Here is a 24,626-nt window from a genome sequence, read left to right as displayed (position 1 = left end):
TCACCATTGGACCGGAAGCTCCCGCAGCCCACCGACAACCAGGCCCTCGACGCGCCGCAGGTCGTCCACCGGCACGGCGAGCGCCAGGGTGGGCAGGCGCCGCAGCAGCACCTCCAGCACGGTCTGCAGCTCGGTGCGGGCCAGCGACTGGCCGAGGCACGAGTGCGCGCCCGCGCCGAACGCCAGGTGCGGGTTCGGGCTGCGGCCCAGGTCCATGTCGTCGGCGCCGGCGAACGCGGTCTCGTCGCGGTTGGCCGCCGCCATGCTGCACACGACCGTGGTGCCACCGGGTAGCGTCTCGCCGCCGATTTCGGCCGGTTCGCTGAGGTAGCGCGGCATGCCGAAGCCGGGGTTGGCGTCGAAGCGCAGGGCCTCCTCCACCGCGGTGCGCACGAGCGCGGGCTCGGCCAGCAACCGCTCCCAGCGCCGCCGGTCGGCCAGCAGCATCCCGACCATCTTGCCGATCATGTTCGCCGTGGTCTCGTGCCCCGCGACCAGCAGGGCGAGGCCGGTGGCGATCAGCTCGGCATCGGACATGCCGTCGGCCGTGGCCAGCTCGCTCAGCAGGTCGTCGCCGGGAGTCCGCCGCTTGGCGGCGATGTGCCTGCCCAGGTACTCGTGGAACTCCGCCTGCGCCGCGTCGATCTCCGCCTGGTCGTAGCGGGTGAGGTTGAGCAGCGTGTCCGACCAGTAGGCGAAGCGGTCGCGGTCGCTCTCGGGCACGCCGAGCAGGTCGCAGATCACCCACACCGGCAGCGGGAAACCGAGGCTCGCCTTGAGGTCCGCGGGGGCGCCGTGCGCCACCATCTCGTCGATCAGCCGGTCGGCCATCGCCGCGATCCCGGGCCGCAGCGCGGACATCCGCTTGGCGGTGAACCACTTCGAGACCGTCCGCCGCCACCGCTGGTGCTCCTCGCCGGCCTGCGGGAGGGTGGTGGCCATCGAGCTGTTGAACACGCCGCCGGACTCGTTCGCCGAGACGCGCGCCGCGCCCTGCGCCGACAGCTGCCGCGTGAACCGCGGGTCGGCCAGCACGCTCTTGACGTCCTCGTACCGGGTCACCAGCGACGCCTCGTCACCGCTGGGCAGCCGGACGCGCGCGACCGGGCACTGCTGCCGCAGCTGCTCCCACTCCGGGGGCGGCTCCAGCGCCGCCGGGCTCGTCAACGGGTAGTCCAGGACCTGCTCCTGCTCACTCGCGGTCACCGTGGAACTCCCTCCGGATGCGGCTCGTTCACGTGAGCAGTCAACCGGTGAGCTTCAATTAAGTCAAGCGACTGATTTAGGGATGTGGGCGGGAGAGGATCAGCAGGAAGGCAGGCACGCCGACACTCGATGTGCCACGACGAGACCGGCGAACCCGACGGCGCCCACCAGGGCGGCGGTGAGCAGGGAAGTCGCGCACGGCAGCACCAGCCGCGCCCACGCCGAGCGTGCGGGCGCCGCGGCGGTTGCGGGCGGGGGAGTGGCGGCGCAGGCGGCCAGCGGAACGCCTCCCGGACCTGGGGGTCCAGTGGCTCTCGTGTTCCGCCCGTCGCCGCTCACCGCTGCGCGTCAGTTCCGGTTTCGCACCGGATTCCCTCACGCCGGAGCGTGGGTACGACTGGCGCTGCGACGCTTTCACGCCATCGGATGAACACCGTTCCGCTGGGCGGCGGGCGGCAGCAGGCTCTCGTCGGCCGCGGGCCACGCCAGCGGGTCCGGGCCCAGGCGCACCAGCTCGGCCACCTGCTCGGCGCACCACGGCGAGACGTCCCGCCGTCCGCTCAGGACGTCCTCGGCGAACTCGGTCCAGTTCACCCATTCGAAACTGTCCACTTCGGACGGATCGGGAGCGGGGTCACCGGTGGCGCGGGCCCGGAAGACCGGGCACATCTCGTTCTCGACCACGCCGTCGGGCATCACGGCGCGGTAGCGGAACCGGGGCAGCACCAGCGTGATCTCCGTCGCTTCGACGCCCAGCTCCTGCCGGACCCGGCGGCCCACCGTGTCGACGATGTCCTCACCCGGCGCGGGATGCCCGCAGCAGGTGTTGGTGAGCACACCGGGCCAGGTCTTCTTCGACCGGGCCCGCGTGGTCAGCAGCAGCCGGCCCGCACCGTCGAACAGGTACGAGGAAAAGGCCAGGTGCAGCGGGGTTTCGCTGTGGTGCACCTCGGACTTCGCCAGCACGCCGTTCGCTTCACCCGTTTCGGTCAGCAGGATGACCTGTTCCATGCCACTCCGTTCGTCGCTCCCCATCAGCACTCTAGGTCCATCATGGAGCGGTGGCCGAACCGAGCGGGGTCGAGGGGCGCTGGTCAAGCGCTGCTGATGCGGGAGACCACCCGAGCCAGCTCCACCCGCCGCGTGGGGTCCTCGCGGACCGTGCGGTTCACCTCCACGTGCGCGAACACCGTGCCGAGCCGGGCGGCCGCACGGCCCTGGCGGTTGCGGGTACCGGCCAGCCGCCGGCAGTCGTCGGCCCACGCGCGGCGCGTCGCGAAGCCCGCGTCGGCCAGTTCCGCCGCCAAGGCGCGGACCGCGGGGCCGGGAGCACCCGCGCCGGGGGAGACGACGACCTCCGCGCCGGGCAGGGCGGCGTCCTGGAAGCCGTGCAGTTGCACCTGCGGCAGCGCGAGCCCGGTGGCGACGGCATGGAACACCGAGTCCTCGCGGTGCGCGACGTCCGCGGCGCCCCGGCCCGCCTTCCGGTGCGCGCCCGCCACCAGCAGCACCGACGGCGTCCGGGTGAACACGGCGACGCCCACCTTCTCCGTGTGCAGGTCGGAGTTCGGGTGCGGCACCTGGACCGCCAACCCGGGCGGCGCACCGCGGTCAACGGCGTACAGGCCCCACCCGCGCTCGTGCACCAGCACCGCGTAACGCCCGTACTCGGCGGTAGCGAAACCGCCCGGCGAAAACGACCGCCCCGCCACGAACGCCAGCACCGCTGCGGCCACATCGTCCCGCTCACCCGGCGTGGGCGGACGGTAGGGCGCGTGCGAAGACAACGACGCCGAGAACCCGGCGACGAACGTCGAGAGCTCGGCTGCCTGATCGATCACCACCCCCGAGCATACCGGCCCGGCCCCAGTACACAATGGACCGATGGCGTACCGCATCAACCTCTACTGTGCTGCAGGTGAACTCGGTGCAGCTGGCAGGCCGCGAAGACCCTGTGGCACGCCATTCCCCACGACGAAATGATCGACCTCGACGAGCTGTGACCCTCAGGACCCCAGCGCCGCCGAGATCCGGTGCGCCGTCTGCAGCGCGGTCTTGCTGAGGCGCTTCACGTTCGTCCTCGCGACCGGGCACACGAACAGGATCGCGCCCGCGAAGGCGCCGCGTTCGGCGAAGATCGGCGCCGCCACCGAGACCGTGCCCGCGAGCATCGAGTGGGGCAGCACCGACACCCCGGCCTCCCGCACGCGCGCCACCGCAGCCCGCAGCGCCGACGCGTCCGTGATCGTGTGCGACGTGACCGGCGGCAGCGGCCGGGCGCACACGACGTTCAGCAGCTCACCCGGCCCGAATGCCATCATCACGTGCCCCACCCCGGACGCGTGCAGCGGCAGCCGCTCCCCGAGGCCCGCCGCGAGCGCCACCGCCCGGCGCCCGCCGAGGTGCTCCACCAGCACGGCTTCGTCCTTGTCCAGCACGGCGAGCATCACCTCCGCGCCGGTCGCGGAGGCGGCTTCCTCCAGGAACGGCAGGATCCGCGCCCGGTGCCGGTAGGCGCGCGGCGCGAGCGCGCCGATTTCGAACATCCGCAGCCCGATCACGTAGTGCCGCTCGTCCCGTTCGAGCGCGCCCCACGTGACGAGCTGGGTCACGATCCGGTGCGCGGTTCCCTTGGGCAGCCCGGTGGCGCGCGAGATCTCGGACAGCGTCAGGTTCGGCCGCTCGCTGCTGAAGGCCGCCAACACGGAGAGGATCCGGGTGTGCACCGCCACGGCCGCAGTGTCACACATGATTTCGAGGCAAAACAGCCAAGTGTTCCACCGGGCGGAACATCACCGGAAATAGCGCGAAGACGGACATAGACTCCGACAGTCGTCGTGCGGATCGCAAAGGAGCGATGGTGCCGATCAACGAAAAGCGGGCGGGGGCCGGACGAGGTGTGCCGTGGCCGCGCGCCTGAGCCTGCGCGACGTGACGCTGCGCTTCGGCGGCGTCAAGGTGTTGCAGGACGTCACCTTCGACGTGGCGCCGGGCGTGATCCTCGGGCTCGTCGGTCCGAACGGCGCGGGAAAGACGTCGCTGTTCAACTGCATCAGCGGGCACTACAAACCCACCGGCGGCTCGGTCGCGATCGACGGCACCGAGGTGGTCGGCACCGCCCCGTCGAAGCTCGTCCGGCTCGGGCTGGCGCGCACCTTCCAGCATCCCGCGCTGCAGCTCGACGCGACGGTGCTGGAGAACGTGGTGCTGGGCGGGCACACCCGCCTTCCCGGCGGCCCGGTTTCGTGGTCGCTGCGCCTGCCGCACACCCAGCGCGCCGAACGCGAAATCCGCGGGGAAGCGCTTTCCCTGCTCGAACGCGCCAACCTCGGCTGGGCCGCGAACCTGCCCGCGGACGAGCTGTCCCACGGGCTGCACAAGGGAATCGAGCTGTGCCGCGCCCTGTTGTCGAAACCCTCGCTCCTCCTGCTCGACGAACCGGCCGCCGGGCTTTCGCACGGTGAGGTCGAGCAGCTCATCGACACGGTGCGCCGCGTGCGCGCCGACGAGGACATCACCGTCGTCGTGGTGGAGCACCACATGGGCCTCATCTCGGCGCTCACCGACCGGGTCGTCGTGCTCGACCACGGGCGCAAGCTCATGGAGGGCACGGCGGCGCAGGCGCAGTCCGATCCCCGTGTCATCGAGGCGTACCTCGGGAAGGACGCCGCGGATGACGCTGCTTGAGCTGACCGGAGTGACGGCGTCCTACGGTCCCGTGCGGGTGCTGGAGGGCGTCTCGCTGAGCGTGCCCGAAGGTGGGGCCGTGGGCATCCTCGGCGCGAACGGCGCGGGCAAGACGACCACCCTGCGGGCCATCTGCGGCACGGTCCGCGCGGGCGGGCGAATCACCTTCGACGGCAAGGACATCCGCGGGCTGCGACCGGACCGGGTCGCGGCGCTCGGCATCGCCCACGTGCCCGAGGGACGGGGCACCCTGGGCAGGCTCAGCGTGCTGGACAACCTCCGCGTCGGCGCCTACCTGCGCAAGGACCGCAAAGCGATCGCGGCCGACCTGGACTACTGCCTCACGTTGTTCCCGCAGTTGCGCGACCGCATTTCCTCGACCGCGTCCGCGCTTTCGGGTGGTGAACAGCAAATGCTCGCCGTCGCCCGCGCGTTCATGGCCAGGCCACGGCTGCTGCTGCTCGACGAGGCGTCGCTCGGGCTCGCGCCGGGTGTCGCGAAAACCGTCTACGACGCGATCGGCCGGCTGCGGCGGGAGTCGGGCATCGCGATGCTCGTGGTCGAGCAGAACGCCAACCTCGCCTTCACACTCGTCGACACGGCCACCGTTCTCGAGACCGGCCGCACCGTCCTCACCGGTTCCGCGGCCGAGCTGCGGGGACTGGACGAGATCCGGCGCGCCTACCTGGGGGGTTGATTCTTGGGCACCTTCATCCAGCTCGTGGTCGACGGGCTCGCCACCGGCTCGGTCTACGCCGCGCTCGCGCTCGCGATCGTGCTCGTCAACCAGGCGACCGGGCTCATCAACTTCGCGCAGGGCGGGATGGCCGTGCTGTCGGCGTACCTCGCGTACAGCTTCCTGCAGCTGGGTTTTCCGTTGCTACTCGCGATTCTCGTCGCCGTGGTGCTGTCGTTCCTGCTCGGCGCGGCGGTCGAGCGCCTGCTGATCCGCCGGTTCGAGCGGGGCGACCCGGACACCGCCATCGTCGTGACCATCGGGCTGCTGACCCTCGTGACCGGGATCTGCGGCTGGCTGTGGAGCTACAACAACCTCCAGTTCCCCTCGCCGTTCCCGCTGTCCAGCGTCGACGTCTTCGGTGCGGTGGTCAGCGTCCGCTCACTCGGCACGTTCCTCGCGACCATCGTGATCATGGTGCTGCTGCAGCTGCTGTTCCTGCGCACGAAACTCGGGCTCGCGCTGCGTGCCGTCGCCGACAACCCCGTCAGCGCGGCGTTTTCGGGTCTGCCGGTCGGGCGGCTCCTGATGGTCGGCTGGGGCTTCGCCGCGGCGCTGGGTGCCATCGCGGGCTCGCTCGTCGCCCCGCAGCTGAGCCTGACACCGGGAATGCTGGACCAGGCGCTGGTGTACGCACTGGCGGCGGTCATCCTCGGCGGGCTGGACAGCCCGATCGGCGCGGTGGTCGCGGCCTGGCTGATCGGGGTGCTCGAAAACCTCGCGGCCGTCTACGTGCCTTTCATCGGGCACGACCTGAAGATCGCGGTGCCGTTCCTGCTGATCTTCGTGATCCTGGTCGTCCGTCCTCAGGGCCTGTTCGGGCGGAAGGTAGTGGCACGAGTCTGATGAGCACGCTGACTTCCTTGTGGCGCAACAGATGGGTGCGCGTCGCACTCGTGGTGGTGGTCGTGGTCCTGCTGGTTGCCGCCCCGCTTTCGCTGCCGCTGTTCGCCAACCAGACGCTGGTGCGCATCGGCGTCTACGCGGTGGCCGTGCTGGGGCTGAACCTCGTGATGGGTTACGCCGGGCAGGTCAACCTCGGGCAGATCTTCTTCGTCGGGCTCGGCGCGTACGTCACCGCGTTCGGCGTCACGCACGGCTGGAACGTCGTGCTGGTGTTCGTGGCGGCCTGCCTCCTGCCGGGAGTCGCCGGGCTCCTCGTCGCGCTGGCCGCGGCCCGGCTCGGCGGGCTCGCGATCGCGATGGTCACGATCGCGCTGCCCATCGTCGGAGTGCCGCTGGCCAAACGGCTTTCGGACGTCACCGGGGGCTCGCAGGGGATGTCGGCGCGGTTCTCCGGTGCGCCGGACTGGAGCGGCCTCTACGACGACCAGTGGCAGTACTACATCCTGCTCGTCGTGACCGCCGCCGCGTTCCTGCTGGCACGCAACCTGGTCCGCGGCAAGTTCGGCCGTGCGCTCGCCGTCGTGCGCCGGAACGAGGCGGTCGCCGCTTCGGTCGGCGTTTCCCCTTACCGCTACAAGGTTCTCGCGTTCACGCTCGCCTCGGTCTTCGGTGGGGCGAGCGGTTTCCTGTACCTCGTCGCGGTGCAGTACACCTCGCCCGAGACGATGAGCTTCGGCCATTCGATCGAGCTCGTCGCCGCGATGGTCGTCGGCGGCGCCGGGAGCGTTCCCGGCTCGCTGATCGGCGGCGCGTACTACGTGTTCGTCCCGCAGTTCACCAACTCGCTCGACCCGAACCTCACGGCGATCGGGCAGGGCGTGATCCTCCTGGTGGTGCTGTTCGTCCTGCCGGGCGGGCTGGTGAGCCTGCCGCGGGTGATCCGCAGGCTCGTCCGGCGCCGGTCGCCGCAAGCGGCTTCCCCTTGGCCAGAAGAGACAGAGAGGCAGGCGCAAGCATGAAGGTTCGCAGGAGATTCACCGCCGTCGTCGCGGTGGTTTCGGCCGTCGCTCTCGTCGCGACGGGCTGCGGTCGGGGTACCAAGGGAGGGGAGGGATCCGCGAGCCCGGGCATCACCGACACGACGATCACGCTGGGGATCACGACTCCGCTCAGCGGCGCGACGGCCGGCCCGGGCACGTGCACGGTGGCGGGCGTGAAGGCGTACTTCGGCGCGGCGAACGCGGCAGGCGGGGTCAGGTTCGGCGACGGCAAGACGCGCAAGGTCGACATCAAGATTTACGACGACGCGTACGACCCGCAGAAGTCGCTGGCGAACTTCCAGCAGATGGTGTCGGACAACGTGTTCGCCGCGACCGCGGGGCTCGGCACACCGACCAACCGCGCGTTCCGCGAGGCCGCCATCGACGAGAAGGTCCCGCAGGTGCTGGTCATGACGGGCGACCCGTTGTTCAGCAACCGGAAGGACAGCCCGTGGCAGCTGGGTTTCGTGCCGATCTACCAGAACGAGGGCGCGGCGTTCGGCAAGCTGCTCGCGTCGTCGGGCGGGCAGCACAAGGTCGCGATCCTGGCGCAGAACGACGACTACGGCAAGGGTTACGTCGACGGCTTCAAGCAGGCGATCGCCGGTGCCGCGAACGTCCAGGTGGTGCGTGAGCTCAGTTACGAGGCCACGGACACGTCGGTGGACGCGCAGGTGACGGAGCTCGCGGCGACGGGCGCGGACGTCTTCTTCAACGCCATGTCGATCACACCGCTGGCGATCGCGTCGCTGCAGAAGGCGCAGCAGATCGGCTGGAAGCCCAGCTGGTTCCTGCCGTCGAACACCTCCAGCCCGACGGCGATCCTGCAACCGGGTGGAGCGACGGCGTTCCCGGGCGTGTACTCGGTGGCGTTCGCGAAGGCGCCGCAGAGCCCGGAGTTCGCGAAGGACGCGGATGTGGTGAAGTTCCTGTCGGACCTCAAGCAGTACGCGAACTACCCGGACACGCCCGCGTTCCCGCACTGCATGTGGAGCTACATGGTGGGGGCCACGCTGCAGCAGGCGTTCGAAAAGATGACGGAACCGACGCGCGACAGCTTCATGACGGCGCTGCGCGGGATTTCCGGGTACCAGGCCCCGCTGATGCTGCAGGGCACCTCGGTGAACACGACGACGGACGGCCAGCCGGCGGTCTCGTCGGTGGTGGTGCAGAAGTACAACGGCAAGGGCTACGCGACAGCGCAGACCTTCGGCTGAGGGCGAGGAAGCGGCGGTGCGGGCCGCCGCTTCCATTGTTGCTAGGGTCCACGCCATGACGTCCGCTGCCGAAACCGCCCTTCCCGCGCCGGTGGAGCTGTGGGCTCCGGGCAGCGCGGTGGTGGCGCTGGGGCAGGGCGACGGCGGCGAGGAAGCGGTCGCGGTGTGGCACGTGAGCCCGCAGGGCGCGCCGACCGGTGCGTGGCTGGTGCCGGCCGCCGAAGCCTTCGGCGAGGAGGAAACCGCCCGCCGGTTGCTGACGTCGCTGGAGCGAAGGGGCATCACCGGAGCGGTGCCCGGCGACGTCGAGCGCATCCTGGAGCAGCTCTCGAAGGCAGCGGGCGTCGACGAGTGGTGGCGGGAGCAGTTGTTCTCGCCGGTGCTGGCGTTCGAGGAGGTCGTCGCCCGCCGCGCCGAGATCGAGAAGGTCGTCGAGGACGCCCGGGCGACGAAGAACGTGGCGGTCGTCGAATGGCCTGCCGACGTCACCGGTTACGACGTCCGGGAGTTCGAGGACCTGCGCCGCGTGGCTCGCCTGAGCCGGACGACGGGCGAAGCCTGCGGAACGGCGATCCTGGTCTCCCGGGTGCTGCGGTGGCTGGTCCGGCAGTGGGCGGAGACCGAACAGGTGAAGAATCGCCGTCCCTACGTGCGCGACGCGCTGGGCGAGCCGCAGGCGCTGCCGCCGACGTGGCTGGCCGCGGTGCAGACGGGCAGCGTCAACGTGCTTCCCCTGTGAGGGGCTGAACCGGATCTTCCATCCGGTGCGGAAAACCCACCCGCAGGAACGCCGCCGCCACTGCGGCTGCCAGCACGATCACCGCGCCCAGCACCAGCGCCGGCTGGTACCCGTGCCGCAGGAGGGGCGCCGCGAGTAGGGGGCCGAGGATCTGCCCCGCCGAGTACCCGGCCGTGAGCAGCGCGACCGAACGCGGGAACCGCAGGTGTGTGCCCGTCCCGAGCGCGAGGTTGCTGACGCCCAGGAAGGTCGCGCCGAACAAGCAGGCCGCCACGAGCGCGGCCGCCACACCGCCCCACAGCGCGGGCAGCGCGATGCCCACCGCCTGCACGAGCAGCGCCGTCAGGAGGAGGCCGGGGCGCGTCCACCGTTTCCCGAGCCACGCCCACCCCACCGACGACGGCACCGCGGCCAGCCCGGCCAGGATCCACGCCGCGCCACCGAGCCAGCCGTGCCCGATGGCCGCCACCAGGAACGTGCCCGCGATGATGTACCCGACGCCCTCCAGCGTGTAGCTCACGAACAGCGTGGAGAACCAGCGATGGGTGCGGGGCCGGTCGAGGGCCGCAACCACGGACTCGGCCGCCGGAGGTAGACGCCACGCCGCCGCGGCCAGCGCAGCGCCCAGAACGGCCGCCGCCCACCAGGCCGCGCGCCAGTTCCCCAGCTCACGCACGACGAGCACCACGATGCCGGACAGGGCGATACCGGCCCCGACGCCGCTGAAGCTCCACCCCGGCAGGTGGCCGCGCAGGTGCCCCAGGACCGAGTTGACGGCGAACACGAACACCACCCCGCTGGCGGCTCCGGCGAGCAGCCGCAGGACGAACCACCCCGTCACGCTGGTGGTACACGGCATCGCGGCGAGCGTGACCACCAGCAGTACCAGCGCAGCGCGGTGCAGCACCACCGAGCGGCCGAGCCGGGGCGCGAGCATGCCGACGAGCGCGCCCGCCAGGTTGCCGACGTAGTTGGCCGTCGCCAGCGACGCACCCGCGGACGCGCCGAGCCCCGCCTGCGCCGTCATCAGCGGCAGGATCGGCGTGTAGACGAACCGCCCGACGCCCATCCCGGCCGCGAGCGCGGCCGCGCCCTGGGCGGCGTGGCGGAAGTCCGTGCGAATCAGTGTCCGTAGCACGAGATCCACTCAACGACTCGCGCCGGGGCGGAGTCCAGGTCGTACTGCCGACCACTGGTAAGCGCCGCTTCCCACCCCAGGTGGAGTCGTCCCCGGTGTCGGGCAGGTAACACCTAAGCTCGGCACATGGAACTACGGCAGCTCCGGTACTTCGTGGCCGTCGCGCAGGAGCTCCACTTCGGCCGCGCCGCCGAGCGCCTGCACATCTCCGGACCGGCGCTGTCGCAGCAGATCATCGCGCTCGAACGGGACCTGGGCGCGCAGCTGTTCGCCCGCGACCGCCGCAGTGTCCGGCTGACCGAGGCGGGCCGCTCGCTGCTCGCGGACGCCCGGCAGATCCTCGCGCTGGCCGATGGCGCTCGGCAACGGGTGCGGGCCGCGGAGGTGAGTCCGCTCCGGCTGGGGTACGTCAGCTGGCTGCCCGACGGCGTCCAGGCCCTCGTGGCGCCGGCGGTGTCCCTGCGCATCGACGACTGGGTGCTGCCGTCGCACACCCAGGCCGACCGGGTCGCGGAGGGCACGCTGGACCTGGCGCTGGCGTGGATCGGTGCCGCCGACGCGGCGGCCAAGGGCCTGACCGCGCACCTGATCCGGGCGGAGCCGCTGCCCGCCGTCTTCCCCGGAGCGAGCTCCGCCGAGCCGGTGCCCGCCGCCCGCCTCACGGTGCTGGCCGACGCGGACGAGTCGGCCTGGTCGTCGTGGAACCGGTTCGCGCTCGAATTCGCGGACGATACGGGCGCCAAAGTGGTGCGAATCGACGATGGCGGCGTGACGGGAGAGGCGTTCTACGCCCACGTCAAGCGGATCAACGCACCGGTGCTCGCCTCGCCGAAACGTCACACCGCGGCGACCCCGCCCGGGCTCGGACACCGCCCGGTGGCGTCACCGAATCCTTTGTGGACGTGGTCGCTGCTGCACCGTGCCGACGACGAACGCCCGGGAGTTGGTCACGTGGTGGAGTCGCTGCGGGCGTACGCACATAGTCGCAAGTGGACGGTCGCTCCGCTGGACTGGTGGCTTCCCGCGGACGATCCGCATCGCGAGGCGCTCCAGCGGTAGGATCCAAGACATGGTTGCAGAGGTCTCCACTGCGGACAGGTATAGCCGTTTTGCTCATTTCGAGGCGAAAGGGCATTCGCCGCTCTATCAGGAGCTGGCCTCGGGAGTCGCGGCCGACGCCGAAATGCTGGCGCTGCTCGACGATTCGCTGCCCAAGCCGAAAAGGCAGCCGAACCTGTTGCTGGCGGCAGTCCGGCTGTGCCACGGTGTCGCGGCGGACTACGGGCAGTTCCGCGGCTGGGTGCTCGACGATCCCGAACCGGTGCTGGAGATCATGCGCACCCACTCGACACAGACGAACGAACCCGCCCGGACGGCGGCGATGCTCCCGATCCTGTCCCGGATCGAGGGCCCCGTCGCGCTCGTCGAGGTGGGCGCCTCGGCGGGGTTGTGCCTTTATCCCGACCGGTTTCATTACGACTTCGACGGGCATCAGGTCGGTCCGGAGTCGAGTCCGGTGCGTATCCGGTGTGCGGTCGAGGGTCCGGTTCCCCTGCCGGAGCGGCTGCCGGAGGTGGTGTGGCGCGCCGGGATCGACCTCAACCCACTCGACGTCCGGAACGAGGACGATGTGGCGTGGCTGCGGGCGCTCATCTGGCCGGAGGAGACGGAGCGGCAGGAACGGTTGTCGGCCGCGGTGGAGATCGCGCGAGCGGAGCCGCCTTTACTGTTCACCGGTGATTTGTTGTCCACTTTGGATTCGGTTGTGGCGCGGGCGCCCGAGGATGCGACGGTGGTGGTTTTCCACACCGCCGTGCTCAACTACCTATCGCCCGAGGGCAGGGAGTCGTTCTACCGCAAGGCGATGGACCTGCCGGTGACGTGGATCTCGCAAGAGGCGGGCGGCGCCTTCCCGGAGATCAACGCGAAGGTGCCGGAGCAGCGGAGCGACAAGGCCCTGTTCGTCCTCGCGGTCTCCGGCGAACCGATCGCACTCACCGAACCCCACGGCGGCTGGCTGCGCTGGTTCGGCTAACGGACCGGCGTCTCGATGACCTCGGCGAGGGCGGGGGCGGCCGATCCTGGTGTGCTCGGCGTGCTCGACCAGTCCTCCGGAAGGTGGCGCCTCCGTGGAACATCGAGATCGTCGCCCCAGTACTCGGGTGCGGTTGATTCGCCGGGTGCCGGGCCGCTGTGAACGTGAGTGCGCAGCAGGGCTTGGACGGCGAATCGCACTTCCACTTCTTCCAGCGGCCGACCGTCGCGCCCACGCTCAGCGCGTTTCCTAGATTCGGTTAACCCGCCATGCGCGTCAACCACGTCCGCGACGGGCGGCAGACCAGCGTCGTCCCGTCCGCCTGGCACCAGGTCTGGTACCCGTGCGAGTACAGGCGTTGGCCGACCCACCGGTAGTCCTCGGGCTGGGTGCGCGGCGTGTAGGGGCCGAAGTTCGCCGCGTCGTCGATGCTGCCCGTGCCGTCGTAGCGGGCGACCGTCGGGTACGGGTACACCGGGCGGCTGCGGGTGGCGTTCGACGCCACGATCCGGTTCGGTGCCTTGCCGCTCTCCACCCACGCCATGACGGGCGTGAGGACGTCGGTGACGTTCGGCCCGTCCCCGCCGCCGCAGTGCGCCATGCCGGGGAAAAGGTACAGGCGCGCGAAACTGTCGACGGTGCGCCCGCCCATCGTGTCGCGCATCGCGTCCCAGTAGGCGAGGGTCGACTGCGGTGAGATGTGCTGGTCACTCCAGCCGTGCCACAGCAGCAGTTTCCCCCCACCACGCCGGAAAGCTGTCAGGTCAGGGTCCATTGAGGACATGTAGCTGGACGACTGCACGGTCTGCCAAAACGAGTTCACGGTGAACTTCAGGTCCGGCAACCGGTAGTCCGGGTTCTGCGCGTTGGGGAAGGCGAGGTAACGCAGGTACGACTCGGCGAACCCGACGCTCGCCGGCGTCTGGTCCGGGGTCGCGGGGATGAACAGGGTCCACTCCAGTTCCGACCCCCATTCGTGCGCGATCGCCGGTTCCAGCCGGTTCCCCTGGGCGTCGACGGCGCCGTCGTGCAGGCGGCGGACCACGTCGGCTTCCGCGCGGGTCAGGCAGGTGGCGGGGTTGTCGCACACCAGCGTGCCCGGGTCGAAGTGGCAGTTCCGCGGATCGTCGAGCAGCCCGTCGCGCAACCCGTCGAGGGCGTCGCACGCGTTGAGGACGGCGTTGTGGATCAGTGGCAGCTTGTCGGCGAAGAGGATGTAGTGGCCCTGCGCGTCGAGGTTGGCCACGACGTTCCAGGCGTGGTGGAACGTGTTCTGCACGGCCTCGTCGTTGGCGGGGGCGCCGGCGGCGATGCCGTCGAAGTCACCGGGGTAGCGCTGGGCCTCCATGAGGGCTTCGCGGCCGCCGTCGGAGCAGCCGGTGAAGTACGAGTACGCCGGCGCGCGGCCGTAGAACCTGGTGATGATCGCTTTGGCGACCTCGGCGGTCACGTGCACGCCGCGGTAGGCGAAGTCGATCTGCGCCTGCGGGTTGTCCAGCGCCCAGGAGCCGTCGTTCTGACCTTGGTGGCCCATGTCGGTTGTGGCGCTCGCGACGGTCCCGTCGTTGACCGGCGGGCAGTCGGAGGCCTGGCCGAAGTCGATGTTCGCGCTCCCGCACAGCCCGCCGCAGCCGGTCTGCACGTAGCGTTGCGTCCAGCCGCGGACGGGCAGCCGCAGGACGATCGTGTCCGCCGGTGCGATCGTGCCGCGGACCTCGCAGTACGGCGCTGCTCCGGTGGTCACCAGCGCCGCGGACTGGACCGTGACCTGGGGAAGCTTGAGCGCGGGCACGTCGGCGCAGCTCAGCACGGGCGCGACGGCGGGCAGGTCCCGCAGCCCGTCAGCGGTCACCCGCGGCGGCGCCGACTGGGCGACCGGAACCTGCAGCAGGCCGGCGACGATGAGCACCCCCGCGACGGCGGTGAGGCGCCGAGTGGTGCGGACGAAGGACCAAGACATGGCTTCTCCCGTCGCCGGTCGACCCCGATGGAGGCGGAGCAACGCCCGACGCTAGAGCTTTGTGCACGAGATTGTCAACGATCTGGTCGACAGTGTCTTGCGTCAAAGATCGAGCACCAGATCCGTCTCCGGTTGGGCGCAGCAGATCAACGCCGTTCCCGGATCGGGGGATTCCAGAGGCTCCAGGCGATTCCGCACATCGCCCGAAAGAACCGGCGTCTGACAGGTGTGGCAAACGCCGGTCCGGCAGGACCAGCGGGCCGGGACATCGCACGCTTCCGCGAACTCCAGCACGCTCGAATACCGCTCGCTCCACGGCGCCGAAATTCCACTACGTGCGAAGGTGACCCGTGGCCCCGTGCCGGCCGGTTCAGGAGGCTGATGCGGCGGACGAGAACCACCGCGGACGACCCCGGGATTGATCGCCGAAAGGGAGCCGAACAGTTCGGTGTGAATGTGACCTTCGTCCAAACCGACGTCGACCAGTGCCGAGCGCATGACGTCCATGAACGCACTCGGGCCGCACACATAAGCAACCGCATCGGAAGGTAGCCCGGCCAGTGCCGCACGGTCGATGCGGCCCGAACCGCCACCGGTGTGGAACACCTGCTCGTGGCCGTGCGCGAGACCGGCCAGCAGTTCGTGTGCCTCAGCGGTGAAGGAGCCCGAACGCGTCGAATGGAACCACCAGACCTCACGAGAACTGCCTGCCGCGGCCAGGGAATGCAGCATCGCCAGCACGGGAGTCACCCCGACTCCCGCCGAGAGCAGGACCACCGGGACCGTGTCCTCCCCGAGCACGAAAGAGCCCCGGGGAGCGGCGACCTCGACGGAATCGCCGACCCGCAGGCGCGTGTGCAAATACGTGCTGACAACACCTTCGCGTTTGACGCTGATCCGGTACTCGTTCCCCGACGGAACGCCGGAAAGTGAATAGTTCCGCACCAGCGGTGGATTCCCGGGAATGCGCAGGGTGAGATACTGACCGGGCAGCGGTACTGGCGCGTCCTCTAGCGAGAAATGAAAAGACGTCTCGGTCGCGCTCTCCGGCACGATCCGGGAAACGCGCAGTGGCCGGAACCCCGTCCAACCGGGAGAACGAGAAACCCCGGCGCCGAGCAGTTCGCGAAACGAAGTCCGCCATCCCGGGCTGAGCGCCGGAATGTCCACCGCCTTGCGCAGCTCGGAAACCTCCCGGCCGGGCAGGTACAACAGCGTGTCGATCGCCGCCACTGTCATTCGGTGCTGGCCGACGCGGGTGCGCACGATTTCGTCGCCCGCCTGCACGGCACCCTCCGTGATGACGCGGAAGTAGAACCCCGGCCGCCGGTGGGCGACCAGCAGCGCGGGCATCCGCGGCTCGCCGAGCCGCATCCCCAGGCGGAAGCAGGTCACGCGTGGCTGCGTCACCTCGAACTCCGCCTCGCCGATGCGGTACCGGTCGCCGATGTGCACCTCGTCGTCGGGCAGCCCGTCGACCGTGAAGTTCTCCCCGAACCGGCCGTATTCGAGATCGTCACGCCCGAGGTGGTGCCGCCAGAAGTCGTACGACTCGCGCTGGTAGACCAGCACAGCCCGGATTTCGCCGCCGTGCCCGCCGAGGTCGCCCTGCCCGTCCCCGTCGATGTTCAGCCTGCGCACGAAGCGCGGGCCGTCGACCGGTTGCTTGAAGATTCCCGTGTGGACAGTCCGCCCCTGCCACGGCACGTCCTGGGGCATTCCGACGTTCAGCGAGAGCAGACGTGCCATCGAACCGGTCTCCTTCACTCCGCGCGCCGGGTGCGCTGGTAGTGCCGCCGCGCCTTCATCCGGTTGCCACACACCGCCATCGAGCACCAGCGGGCGCTGTTCGGCTTGCTGTGGTCGATCAGGAACAGGCGGCATTCCGGGTTGGCGCACGGCCGCAAGCGCCCTGGGCTGGAAACCCGCAACGCGTCCCACGCGAGCACGGCCCGCGCCGCGGCCGACCGTCCCTCTGGTAGATCCAGTGCCCAAGCTACGCCCTCGCCGTCGAACGAGGCGGTAGCACGCACGCCCTCGACGAAAGGCGCGAGCGAAGCCGGAACGTCGTCTCCGCGCACGACGTCCTGCAGAGCCGCACGTGCGTCGACCAGCGCCCGCCATTCGTCGTCGGAGGCGGGCAGGTCGTGCTCGGCGAGCCACCGCCGTCCCGCCTTGGCGTCGGCCAGTGCGTCCTGGGGCGCCCCGTCGATCACCGGCGTCGTGTTGAGCAGGTCCAGTAACAGTGCTTCGGCGCCCATCTAACCTCCCAACCTTGCCTTGACAGGTTACATCATGCATGCTTACTTCTAACCATCAAAGCAATCGAAAGGAGTTAGACGTGGTTCACCACCGCTACGCGACAGTTCGAGGCCGGCGGATCTTCTACCGCGAAGCCGGTCCCGCCGACGCCCCCGCCGTCGTGCTCCTGCACGGCTATCCGACCAGCTCGTTCATGTTCCGCCACCTGATCCCGGCGCTGGCTGACCGCTACCACGTGATCGCCCCCGACCACCTCGGCTTCGGCCTCTCCGACGCCCCGTCCGCCGACGAGTTCGACTACACCTTCGACGCGCTGACCGAGCTGACCGCCGGCCTGCTCGACCAGCTGAACCTGTCGCGCTATGCCCTCTACGTCCAGGACTACGGCGCCCCGATCGGGTGGCGCCTCGCGCTGACCCACCCGGAGGCCGTCACCGCGATCATCACCCAGAACGGCAACGGCTACGACGCCGGTTTCGTCCCCGGCTTCTGGCAGACGGTATGGGACTACCAGCGCGAACAGACCCCCGAGACCGAGGCCGGCATCCGCGGCGCGCTCACCCGCGACGCCATCAGGTGGCAGTACGTGACCGGAGTTCCCGACGAGTCCCTCGTCAGCCCGGACACCTGGGAGCACGACTTCGCGCTGCTTTCGCGGCCGGGCAACGACAAGATCCAGCTCGCGCTGTTCCGCGACTATGCGACCAACCCGCCGCTGTATCCCGCGCTGCACGAGTACCTGCGCCGCAACCGCCCGCCTGTGCTGGCCGTGTGGGGGAAGAACGACCCGATCTTCGCGCCCGAGGGCGCCCACGCGTTCGCCGAGGACGTGCCGGACGCCGAGATCCACCTGCTCGACGGCGGCCACTTCCTGCTGGAAAGCGCCGGTGACGAGGTCGCCGGACTGATCCGCGCCTTCCTGGGCCGCGTCTGTCCTTGACGCGCCGGACCGCGCCGGGGGAACCTCGGGTCGGACGAACACCAGCGGCCGCGGGAGAAGGGCGAGGATGAGCCAGGAGCCGACTGCCCGGCGGTTGCTGCGGTCGTCCGCCGAGTGGTCGTACGACCCGCGGGTGGACATCGACTGGTCCGCTCCTCGGCGCGAAGACGCCGTCCTGGCGCTGACACACCGGCTTCCCTTGTACGGCACCGAGTTGTGGAACTCCTTGACCCCAGGGCAACAGGCGGAGCTGGCCCGGCAGGAGGCGGTCACCTCGCTGTCCGTGGTCATCCACGCCGAGCTGAGCCTCATGCGGTCGCTGCTGCGCGCGGTGCAGGAGGGCGACCCGGCCGCGGACAACGCCCTGTACGCGCTCACCGAAGTCGGGGACGAGTGCCGGCACTCGACCATGTTCGCGAGAACCATCGCGTGGCTGGGCGGCAGCGTCGTGCCGCAGTCGAGGCTGACCACCCGGCTCCTGAACGTCGTCTCGGCGTTGCTGCCACAGGGCCCGTTCTTCTGGGCCAGCGCGCTCTTCTTCGAGGAGCCGGTCGACCGCCTGCAGCGCGAGGCGATGGCCGACGAACGCCTGGACCCCCTGCTGCGGATGGTGTACCGGATCCACGTGCTCGAAGAGGCCCGACACGTCGCCTACGCGCGCGAAGCGGCGGTGCGCACCATGCGGAAGGCCGGGCCGGTGTCCCGTCGGCTCAACCGCCTCGGCGTCGCTTTCCTGGCCTGGTCGCTGGGACGAGCGCTGATCAGGCCGCAGACCTACGCGCGGGCCGGGCTCGACGCGCGGGCCGCCTACCGCTGCGCGCTCGCCAACCCCCACTACCACGAGTCCCTGCGGTGGATGTCCGAGCGGCTGGTGGCGTTCTGCGCCGAGGCGGGTTTCCTGAGAGGCCGCGTCACGATGGCGCTCTGGCGGAGGTCGCACCTGCTCGGCGACTCAGCCCGCCGGCACCCGGGCGTGGACGAAACCCCCGAAGAACCAGACCGGTCCCTGGACTGACCCGTCGGGCCGCGTCAGGTACCGGCGTTGTGCCTCGGCGACCTCCAGGTCTTCGACCAACTGGAGCCCGAACGAGGTCAACAGGTCGTCAGCGCGCCCCCGGGGAATGCCCCAGCGCCACGGTTCGCCGCGGGCGGCCACGTCCCGCATCGCCGCACGCGCCTCCGGAATCGTCCCGTCGAGGGCCTCCTGCCAGCAGTAGTCGAACACCAGGGAGCTGCCGGGCGCCTGCCGCGCGAACCAGCGCAAGGTCGCCTCGACCCCTTCCGTCCGCAGGTACGGCGTCACCCCCGACCACACGACGACCGTCCTCGCGGTGGGCTCGAAACCCCCGCCCGCCAGAGCCTCCGCCAGATCGTCGTCGTGGAGGTTCGCGGCCAGGTACCGGATATCGGCACCGGGCAGGTGCCGCGCCCGGTGCCGTTTCCACGCCGACATCGGCGCCTGGTCGACCTCGAAGACCCGCGCGTCCCCGAGCCGCAGGCGGTGCGCCCGGCTGTCCAGACCGGCGCCCAGCAGCACGACCTGTGCCGCCCCCGTGGCCAGTTCCGCGGTGAGCACCTCGTCCAGGTGGATGGTCCGGACCACCTCGTACCACAACGCCGCGGGCCACTTCCGCAGCACCGCGCGGCGGATGAGCAGCCGCAGCCCCGGAACCTTGACCAGGGCACGGGCGGAGGGCGACCACGGAAGCAGCCGCGCGGCGAGCACATCGGGGTTGCGCGGCCCGGACTCCGGGAGCAGCGCGCCGACGGCCCTGAGCAGGGCCGCCGTCTCGGCGGTGGAGGACCCCGGCACGGCGCTCATCCCTTCACATCGGCGAGGCCGCTCAGCAGCGCCCGCACCCGGTCGCGTTCCGGCACGCCCAGCTCGTCGAACAACGCCAGCGCCTGCGTCCAGTGCACCCCCGCCGAACGCGGATCGCCCTGGGCGTACCGGGTCTGCCCGGCACCCTCGTGGGCACACGCTTCTTCGTAGCGGTTGCCGGTTTCCTTCGCGAGCCACAGCGCTTCCTCGAACCTGCGGTAGGACTCGTCGTGCTCGCCGAGGTGGCGGTGGACTTCGCCGAGGGTGCGCAGCGCGCGGTTCTCGATGTTCCGGTTCCGGCTCTGCCGCGCGAGTCGCAGCGCGCGCAGGCACTGTGTAAGCGCTTTCTCGTGCTGGTTCTCGCTGGAGTAGATCTCGCCGAGGGCCCGCAGCGCGTAGCCCTCGATGGTGCTGTTGCCCGCCGAACGGGCGACGGACACGGCCTCCTCGTACCTGGCCACCGCCTCCCGCCGCCTGCCGAGGTGGAGGTACACCTCGCCGAGCCCGCGCAGGGCGTAGCCCTCCAGGATCCGGTCCCCCGTGGCGCGTCCGGCGTCCAGCGTGCGCTGGAGCGTCCGCTCGGCGTCCTCGGTGGCGCCCATCCGGGTGTGGATCAGGCCGAGCGCGTGCAGAGCGCGGCCTTCGAGGCTGCGGTCGCCGAGGTCGGTCGCGATGCGCACGGCGGCACGGCAGTCGTCGAGCGCCTGCTGGTAGCGGCCCAGCCACCAGTTGATGTACCCGCGACTGGCGAGCGCGTCCGCCTCGAAGGCGATGTCGCCGTCGGCACGCGCCGCGGCGAGCGCGTTGGTGTGCATGACGAGCGCGTCCCCGTGGTTGCCGCTGATGTGGAAGTACCGCCACATCGTGGCGGCCAGCCGCGAGGCGTGCCGGAACCAGCCGTGTGCCAGCGCGTGCCCGGACATCGCGACCAGGTTGACCCGCTCGGCGTTGAGCCACGCGAGCGCGGCGTCGTAGCTCGACAGGTCGGCGGTGACGGGTGCGCGCTCGGTGAGAGTGGGCCGGTGCGCCCGTTCGGTGGGCGCGACGACGTCCATCGCTGCGGAGGCGGTGGACAGGTAGTGGTCGAACAGCCGGGTCAGCGTCGCCCGGCGATCGGCCGCACTGTCCGTGCGCACGGCGAGGTTCGTGGCGTGGGCCCGCAGCAGGTCGTGGAAGTGGTAACGACCGGGAACCGCCTGCTGCAGGAGGTTCGCGTCGACGAGGCTTTCGAGCTGCTCCTCGGTCTCCCTGGGCGTGCGGCCGGTGAGCGCGGCGGCCGCGTGCGGCTCGATGTCCGCTCCGGGAACCAGGCCCAGCGCGCGGAACAGCTGCTTGTTCCCGGTTTCCAGGTGCTCGTAGGAAAGGGTGAAGGCGACCGTGACGCTGTGGTCCTCCGTCCGGAGCTCGTCGAGCCGGCGGCGCTCGTCCCGTAGCCGCGAGGCCAGGTAGGAGATGGTCCACGACGGCCGGTGCCGCAGCCGGGCCGCCGCGATCCGGATGGCCAGCGGCAGCCTGCCGCACAGCTGGAGCACCTCGTCGGTGGCTCCGGGTTCGTCGAACGGCCGCTCGTCACCCACCCCGCGCACGAACAGCCGGCGCGCGTCGTCGACGGGCATCAGGTCGAGGGCGACGATGTCCGCGTCGAGACCGGTGAGCCGGTGCCTGCTGGTCACCAGCGTCAGGCACTGCGGTGAACCCGGCAGGAGGGGTTCGACCTGTGCGGTGTCGACCGCGTTGTCGAGCACGACCAGCGCGCGGCGCCGGGCGAGCTGTGCGCGCCAGAGTGCCGCCCTGTCCTCCAGCTCCCGCGGAATGCGTTCGCCGGGAACTCCCAGCGCCCGCAACAGCTTTTCCAGCACGGCGGCCGGGGTGGCGGGCCGCTGCCCGGGGGTGTGCGCGTGCAGGTCCACGAACAGCTGCGCGTCGGGGAACCGGCCGGCGAGCCGGTGGGCGGCGTGCACGGCGAGGGTCGTCTTCCCGACGCCGGCCATCCCGTCGATCGCGGAGATCACCATCGTCGTGCCCTCGGCGCCCGGCGTGACCGACAGGAGCCGGTCGAGCTCGGTGGCGCGTCCGGTGAAGTAGCTGATGTCCCGCGGCAGATCGCGCCGGGGCGTCCAGTGGCCGGTCTCGCCGCCGGTGACGTCCTCGTACAGCTTCCGCAGTTGCGGCCCGGGTTCGATGCCGAGCTCCTCGCGCAACGCGCTGCGGATGCGGCGGTACACCAGCGCGGCCTCCGCCCGCGAGCCCGACCGGTGCAGCGCGGTCATCAGCTGGGCGGCGAGCCGTTCCCGCAGCGGGTTCTCCTCCGCCCGGAGCGCGAGCTCGCCGGTGATCTCGCGGTGGCGGCCGAGTGCCAGTTCGAGCTCCGCGCACTCCTCGCAGGCGGTCAGCCGTTGTTCGTCGAGCCCGTTGGCCTGCGGGCCCAGTGCGGGGCAGTCGAGCCCTGCCAGCGCGGGACCCCGCCACAACGCCAGCGCCGCCCGGAACTCGACGACGGCTTCCCGCGCCCGCCCTTCGGCGGCCAGGCTGCGGGCGCGCTCGGTGCGGCGCGTGAAGTCGAGCGCGTCCAGCCGATCGCCGACGCCCAGGAGGTAGCCGCCCGCCACGGCTTCGATCGGGTGGCCGGTGAGCGTCCGCCGCAGCTCGGACACGGCGTTGCGGACCTGTTTTTCCGCGCTGGCGGGAGGATCCGCCTCCCAGACGACGTCGACGAGGTGCCCGAGCGGCACCACCCGCCCCTGCGCCAGAACGAGAGCGGCGAGGACCTTCCGCGGTTTCGGCCCGCCCAGCGGCAGCTGCCGGCCGCCCTCCCACACCGCCAGCGGTCCGAGCACCCCGAACTTCACCATTTCCCCCCGGAAACACGCAGCCGAACCTGCTGACGATAGCAGGATCGGGGGTGCGCCGAGGACGGAACGAGGACGGGATTTGCCAGTATCCGCCGACGGCATCGTCCTGGGAGGTCTTGTTGCAGTTACGCGGCATCTGCCACATCCGAGGAGAAAGCGCTCTCCCGCGCCGGTGCTTCGACTGTCGAGTTTGGACAGTGTTGCCGGCGTGCACGTGAACCCCGCAGACCTCGGCGGGCACCCGCTACTGGTGCCGACGGTCCGCGCTCCGGTGGCCCAGCGACTGGGGGTGCGGTTGCCCCTGGGGGCGTTCTTCGAGCGGGCGACCGTCGCCGCGCTGGCGGAGCGAGCGGCCACCGCCTGAGGCGGCCGGCTTCGTCCACCCTCCCCGGGCGGACGAAGCCGGTCGATCACCGGCGGGCGAACCCGGTCCACTGATGGTCACGCAGCGTGATCGGTTCCGATGGCGTGCGGTAAGCGCTTCCCGGAGGCAGCACGCCGGGTGCGGGTCCTTCTCGGCCGGTGGCACCACCGCTGACCTGCGCGTGACGGTTGTGGACCGTCTGCAGTGGAGGGCGCCCGCCGGGCGCGGGCCGCCGCCCGTTATGCTCGCCACCCCCACCGGTGAGAACCAAACGAGGACAGGCACATGGAAACCGAGAGCGACCAGCAGGCCGGTTCCGCGGACATCCTGAGCAGCGCGGCGCACGCCGTCAGCTTGGCCAAGTTGAAGACGATGGACGAGAAGGTCCGGTACGCCTGCGAGGCGCTGGACCAGCCGTCCACATCGGATGTCCTGGCGTTCCTGATGACCTACGGAGTGGTGACCAACCCCAAGCGCGAGCGCTCCTCGGTGGCCGCGCAGGTCAAGAAGTGGCGGGCGGAGCGTGGCCTCGGCGCCACCGGCGACATCCCGCGCATGACGCCGACGATGCTCGCCGAGCTCGACGCCGGCCGCGCCGCGGACGAGGCCAAGGCCGACGAAGCCAAGGTCGACGAGGCCGAGGCCGAGCCGGTGGAGGAGCCCGAGGCGGCTCCGGTGCAGGTCGAAGAGGCCGCGGCCGAGCCCGTGAAGGTGGCGGAGGCGGCTCCGGTCGCCGAGCCCGAACCGGCGCCCGCGCCCGCTCCGGTGCAGACCGTGCAGCTCAAGGAGATCACGGTCCCGGCGAAGCGCGCGACGCCGGAAGGTTCGCGCGGCTTCTACCTCGTGGCGTTCATGTCGCTGCTGGTTTCGGTCGACACCTCGTGGCGGTTCTTCGGCGAGAAGCTGGGAATCACGAACGTCTACGAGCGCGGCGCGATGTTCGCCGTGGTCGAGGTGGCGCTGATCGCGTGTGGTTTCGCGATGCGCGCGGGCATCCGCAGCCCGCACGGCAAGCCCGGCCCGGCGCGCCTGATCCTGTGGGCGCTGTGTGCGGCGTCCGGTTACATGGCCTTCGACCTGGCCGGCCCGGTTTCCGGCCTGGCGCGCGTCACGCTGGGCCCGGTGCTCGGCGTCGTGATGCTGCACCTGGCGCTCGGCATCGAGCTGCGTCACAGCCGCACCAGCGTCAGCACCTGGGCGCGGGTCAGCCGCGAGCTGAAGGAGCGTTGCCTTTCGCGCCTCGGCCTGGGTGACGACGAGCGTGACGCGCTCGCCCGCACCCGCGACCGCGCGGCCCGTCGTGCCGCGCACCTGGCCCGCGCGTCCTGGATCACGCCGTTCCGCAAGGCGCGCCTGGACCGAGCGCTGCGTTCGGCCAACGTGGCGCACGACGAGCGCATGCGCTCCCGCCTGATGGCCGAACTGGCGGCCGTCCAGCACGCCGACGAACTCCGCCGCCTGGACCTGGCGTCCCCGTGGTCGGACTCGCTGAGCAACGCGCTGAAGTACCTGAAGCGCTGAGGTTTCGCTGGTAGCTGTGGGCCGCACGGTTTTCCGTGCGGCCCACAGCTGTGTTCGGGGCTGGTCAGCTGCCCGCGGCTTGGTGCAGCTTCAAGGCCCGAGTCCGAAGGTGACGGCGCAGAACCCCTCGGTTCTTGCCCCGTGTTTTCGCGGCATGGCAGTTGGGGCAGAGCGCGATCATCCGACTCGGGTGATCCACAGCGGTTGGCTGGCGAATCAGCACCGCGTCCCGAGCTGACGAAGCTGAACTTGCCCGCGCGA

At 70.7% G+C, this 24,626-nt stretch carries 22 protein-coding genes and 1 riboswitch; of the genes, 12 read left to right on the top strand and 10 right to left on the bottom strand.

Going from position 1 to position 24,626, the window contains the following annotated elements:
- The 4 genes from FHX82_RS12975 to FHX82_RS12960 all read right to left on the bottom strand — a co-directional run bounded on the left by FHX82_RS12975 (position 1) and on the right by FHX82_RS12960 (position 3,956).
- Positions 1-1,206, bottom strand: coding sequence for a cytochrome P450 (locus FHX82_RS12975; protein WP_145936788.1), 1,206 nt, complete (start codon positions 1,204-1,206; stop codon positions 1-3).
- A 256-nt stretch (positions 1,207-1,462) separates the two neighbouring features.
- Positions 1,463-1,581: riboswitch (cobalamin riboswitch) on the bottom strand.
- 39 nt (positions 1,582-1,620) lie between these two features.
- Entirely contained in the window at positions 1,621-2,217 is a 597-nt protein-coding gene (gene idi / locus FHX82_RS12970; RefSeq protein ID WP_145936789.1) for an isopentenyl-diphosphate Delta-isomerase, read from the bottom strand.
- An 83-nt stretch (positions 2,218-2,300) separates the two neighbouring features.
- A complete protein-coding gene (locus tag FHX82_RS12965; protein ID WP_145936790.1) occupies positions 2,301-3,047 on the bottom strand; it encodes a hypothetical protein in 747 nt (248 codons plus the stop codon).
- 165 nt (positions 3,048-3,212) lie between these two features.
- Positions 3,213-3,956 carry an IclR family transcriptional regulator gene (locus FHX82_RS12960; protein ID WP_145936791.1) on the bottom strand — a complete coding sequence of 248 codons (744 nt, stop codon included), beginning with the start codon at positions 3,954-3,956 and terminating at the stop codon, positions 3,213-3,215.
- A gap of 154 nt (positions 3,957-4,110) precedes the next feature.
- Here FHX82_RS12960 and FHX82_RS12955 point away from each other — a divergent pair, with 154 nt between their 5' ends.
- The 6 genes from FHX82_RS12955 to FHX82_RS12930 are packed head-to-tail and all read left to right on the top strand — an operon-like array spanning position 4,111 to position 9,471.
- Positions 4,111-4,893 (top strand): ABC transporter ATP-binding protein, encoded by a 783-nt coding sequence (locus tag FHX82_RS12955; protein ID WP_145936792.1) that lies wholly within the window; start codon positions 4,111-4,113, stop codon positions 4,891-4,893.
- Positions 4,880-5,590, top strand: a complete 711-nt coding sequence (locus tag FHX82_RS12950; protein ID WP_145936793.1) for an ABC transporter ATP-binding protein — start codon at positions 4,880-4,882, stop codon at positions 5,588-5,590. The genes FHX82_RS12955 and FHX82_RS12950 overlap by 14 nt, the downstream gene beginning before the upstream one ends.
- Before the next feature lie 3 nt (positions 5,591-5,593).
- Entirely contained in the window at positions 5,594-6,475 is an 882-nt protein-coding gene (locus FHX82_RS12945) for a branched-chain amino acid ABC transporter permease (protein WP_145936794.1), read from the top strand.
- On the top strand, positions 6,475-7,494 hold the full coding sequence (locus FHX82_RS12940; RefSeq protein ID WP_145936795.1) for a branched-chain amino acid ABC transporter permease: 1,020 nt from the start codon (positions 6,475-6,477) through the stop codon (positions 7,492-7,494). Before FHX82_RS12945 ends, FHX82_RS12940 begins: the two co-directional genes overlap by 1 nt.
- Entirely contained in the window at positions 7,491-8,732 is a 1,242-nt protein-coding gene (locus FHX82_RS12935) for an ABC transporter substrate-binding protein (RefSeq protein WP_145936796.1), read from the top strand. The genes FHX82_RS12940 and FHX82_RS12935 overlap by 4 nt, the downstream gene beginning before the upstream one ends.
- Before the next feature lie 55 nt (positions 8,733-8,787).
- Positions 8,788-9,471 (top strand): DUF6218 family protein, encoded by a 684-nt coding sequence (locus tag FHX82_RS12930; RefSeq protein WP_145936797.1) that lies wholly within the window; start codon positions 8,788-8,790, stop codon positions 9,469-9,471.
- Here the strand turns inward: FHX82_RS12930 and FHX82_RS12925 are convergent.
- Entirely contained in the window at positions 9,452-10,609 is a 1,158-nt protein-coding gene (locus tag FHX82_RS12925) for a YbfB/YjiJ family MFS transporter (RefSeq protein WP_229881302.1), read from the bottom strand. The genes FHX82_RS12930 and FHX82_RS12925 overlap by 20 nt on opposite strands.
- A gap of 126 nt (positions 10,610-10,735) precedes the next feature.
- Here FHX82_RS12925 and FHX82_RS12920 point away from each other — a divergent pair, with 126 nt between their 5' ends.
- Together FHX82_RS12920 and FHX82_RS12915 are read left to right on the top strand one after the other, a co-directional pair.
- Positions 10,736-11,668 carry a LysR family transcriptional regulator gene (locus tag FHX82_RS12920; RefSeq protein ID WP_145936798.1) on the top strand — a complete coding sequence of 311 codons (933 nt, stop codon included), beginning with the start codon at positions 10,736-10,738 and terminating at the stop codon, positions 11,666-11,668.
- Between the two features lie 10 nt (positions 11,669-11,678).
- On the top strand, positions 11,679-12,644 hold the full coding sequence (locus FHX82_RS12915; RefSeq protein WP_145936799.1) for a DUF2332 domain-containing protein: 966 nt from the start codon (positions 11,679-11,681) through the stop codon (positions 12,642-12,644).
- A gap of 259 nt (positions 12,645-12,903) precedes the next feature.
- Here FHX82_RS12915 and FHX82_RS12910 read toward each other — a convergent pair whose 3' ends face one another.
- The 3 genes from FHX82_RS12910 to FHX82_RS12900 form a co-directional block, all read right to left on the bottom strand.
- Positions 12,904-14,604, bottom strand: coding sequence for a tannase/feruloyl esterase family alpha/beta hydrolase (locus tag FHX82_RS12910; protein WP_145936800.1), 1,701 nt, complete (start codon positions 14,602-14,604; stop codon positions 12,904-12,906).
- A 102-nt stretch (positions 14,605-14,706) separates the two neighbouring features.
- Positions 14,707-16,323 (bottom strand): MOSC and FAD-binding oxidoreductase domain-containing protein, encoded by a 1,617-nt coding sequence (locus FHX82_RS12905; protein WP_229881314.1) that lies wholly within the window; start codon positions 16,321-16,323, stop codon positions 14,707-14,709.
- 44 nt (positions 16,324-16,367) lie between these two features.
- The gene (locus FHX82_RS12900; RefSeq protein ID WP_145936801.1) at positions 16,368-16,865 is read right to left on the bottom strand and encodes a CGNR zinc finger domain-containing protein; all 498 of its coding nucleotides are present in this window, start codon (positions 16,863-16,865) and stop codon (positions 16,368-16,370) included.
- A gap of 80 nt (positions 16,866-16,945) precedes the next feature.
- Here FHX82_RS12900 and FHX82_RS12895 point away from each other — a divergent pair, with 80 nt between their 5' ends.
- Positions 16,946-17,806 carry an alpha/beta fold hydrolase gene (locus FHX82_RS12895; RefSeq protein WP_373308664.1) on the top strand — a complete coding sequence of 287 codons (861 nt, stop codon included), beginning with the start codon at positions 16,946-16,948 and terminating at the stop codon, positions 17,804-17,806.
- A 67-nt stretch (positions 17,807-17,873) separates the two neighbouring features.
- Complete coding sequence (locus FHX82_RS12890) at positions 17,874-18,821, top strand: AurF N-oxygenase family protein (RefSeq protein ID WP_145936803.1); 948 nt, start codon at positions 17,874-17,876, stop codon at positions 18,819-18,821.
- Here FHX82_RS12890 and FHX82_RS12885 read toward each other — a convergent pair.
- The gene (locus FHX82_RS12885) at positions 18,759-19,628 is read right to left on the bottom strand and encodes a class I SAM-dependent methyltransferase (protein WP_145936804.1); all 870 of its coding nucleotides are present in this window, start codon (positions 19,626-19,628) and stop codon (positions 18,759-18,761) included. The genes FHX82_RS12890 and FHX82_RS12885 overlap by 63 nt on opposite strands.
- Positions 19,625-22,480, bottom strand: coding sequence for an AfsR/SARP family transcriptional regulator (locus FHX82_RS12880; protein ID WP_183176619.1), 2,856 nt, complete (start codon positions 22,478-22,480; stop codon positions 19,625-19,627). The genes FHX82_RS12885 and FHX82_RS12880 overlap by 4 nt, the downstream gene beginning before the upstream one ends.
- A 190-nt stretch (positions 22,481-22,670) precedes the next feature.
- Between FHX82_RS12880 and FHX82_RS12875 the strand changes: the two genes are divergently transcribed.
- Together FHX82_RS12875 and FHX82_RS36945 are read left to right on the top strand one after the other, a co-directional pair.
- Positions 22,671-22,844: a phosphopantetheine-binding protein gene (locus FHX82_RS12875; protein ID WP_183176618.1), complete on the top strand. Its 174-nt coding sequence runs from the start codon at positions 22,671-22,673 to the stop codon at positions 22,842-22,844.
- A 285-nt stretch (positions 22,845-23,129) separates the two neighbouring features.
- On the top strand, positions 23,130-24,365 hold the full coding sequence (locus FHX82_RS36945; protein ID WP_229881299.1) for a hypothetical protein: 1,236 nt from the start codon (positions 23,130-23,132) through the stop codon (positions 24,363-24,365).
- Positions 24,366-24,626 lie beyond the last annotated feature (261 nt).

Source organism: Amycolatopsis bartoniae, assembly GCF_014191255.1.
In the GTDB taxonomy this organism is placed as follows: Bacteria; Actinomycetota; Actinomycetes; order Mycobacteriales; family Pseudonocardiaceae; genus Amycolatopsis_E; species Amycolatopsis_E bartoniae.
Note: the sequence above shows the minus strand (reverse complement) of the source record. Positions and strands in the feature narration are given on the sequence as shown.

Excerpts from the sequence above, each read along its gene's own strand:
- idi (WP_145936789.1), bottom strand. The coding sequence starts at position 2,217 with ATGGAACAGGTCATCCTGCTGACCGAAACGGGTGAAGCGAACGGCGTG.
- FHX82_RS12960 (WP_145936791.1), bottom strand. The coding sequence starts at position 3,956 with ATGTGTGACACTGCGGCCGTGGCGGTGCACACCCGGATCCTCTCCGTG.
- FHX82_RS12950 (WP_145936793.1), top strand. The coding sequence starts at position 4,880 with ATGACGCTGCTTGAGCTGACCGGAGTGACGGCGTCCTACGGTCCCGTG.
- FHX82_RS12940 (WP_145936795.1), top strand. The coding sequence starts at position 6,475 with ATGAGCACGCTGACTTCCTTGTGGCGCAACAGATGGGTGCGCGTCGCA.
- FHX82_RS12935 (WP_145936796.1), top strand. The coding sequence starts at position 7,491 with ATGAAGGTTCGCAGGAGATTCACCGCCGTCGTCGCGGTGGTTTCGGCC.
- FHX82_RS12930 (WP_145936797.1), top strand. The coding sequence starts at position 8,788 with ATGACGTCCGCTGCCGAAACCGCCCTTCCCGCGCCGGTGGAGCTGTGG.
- FHX82_RS12920 (WP_145936798.1), top strand. The coding sequence starts at position 10,736 with ATGGAACTACGGCAGCTCCGGTACTTCGTGGCCGTCGCGCAGGAGCTC.
- FHX82_RS12915 (WP_145936799.1), top strand. The coding sequence starts at position 11,679 with ATGGTTGCAGAGGTCTCCACTGCGGACAGGTATAGCCGTTTTGCTCAT.
- FHX82_RS12910 (WP_145936800.1), bottom strand. The coding sequence starts at position 14,604 with ATGTCTTGGTCCTTCGTCCGCACCACTCGGCGCCTCACCGCCGTCGCG.
- FHX82_RS12905 (WP_229881314.1), bottom strand. The coding sequence starts at position 16,323 with ATGCCCCAGGACGTGCCGTGGCAGGGGCGGACTGTCCACACGGGAATC.
- FHX82_RS12900 (WP_145936801.1), bottom strand. The coding sequence starts at position 16,865 with ATGGGCGCCGAAGCACTGTTACTGGACCTGCTCAACACGACGCCGGTG.
- FHX82_RS12890 (WP_145936803.1), top strand. The coding sequence starts at position 17,874 with ATGAGCCAGGAGCCGACTGCCCGGCGGTTGCTGCGGTCGTCCGCCGAG.
- FHX82_RS12885 (WP_145936804.1), bottom strand. The coding sequence starts at position 19,628 with ATGAGCGCCGTGCCGGGGTCCTCCACCGCCGAGACGGCGGCCCTGCTC.
- FHX82_RS12880 (WP_183176619.1), bottom strand. The coding sequence starts at position 22,480 with ATGGTGAAGTTCGGGGTGCTCGGACCGCTGGCGGTGTGGGAGGGCGGC.
- FHX82_RS36945 (WP_229881299.1), top strand. The coding sequence starts at position 23,130 with ATGGAAACCGAGAGCGACCAGCAGGCCGGTTCCGCGGACATCCTGAGC.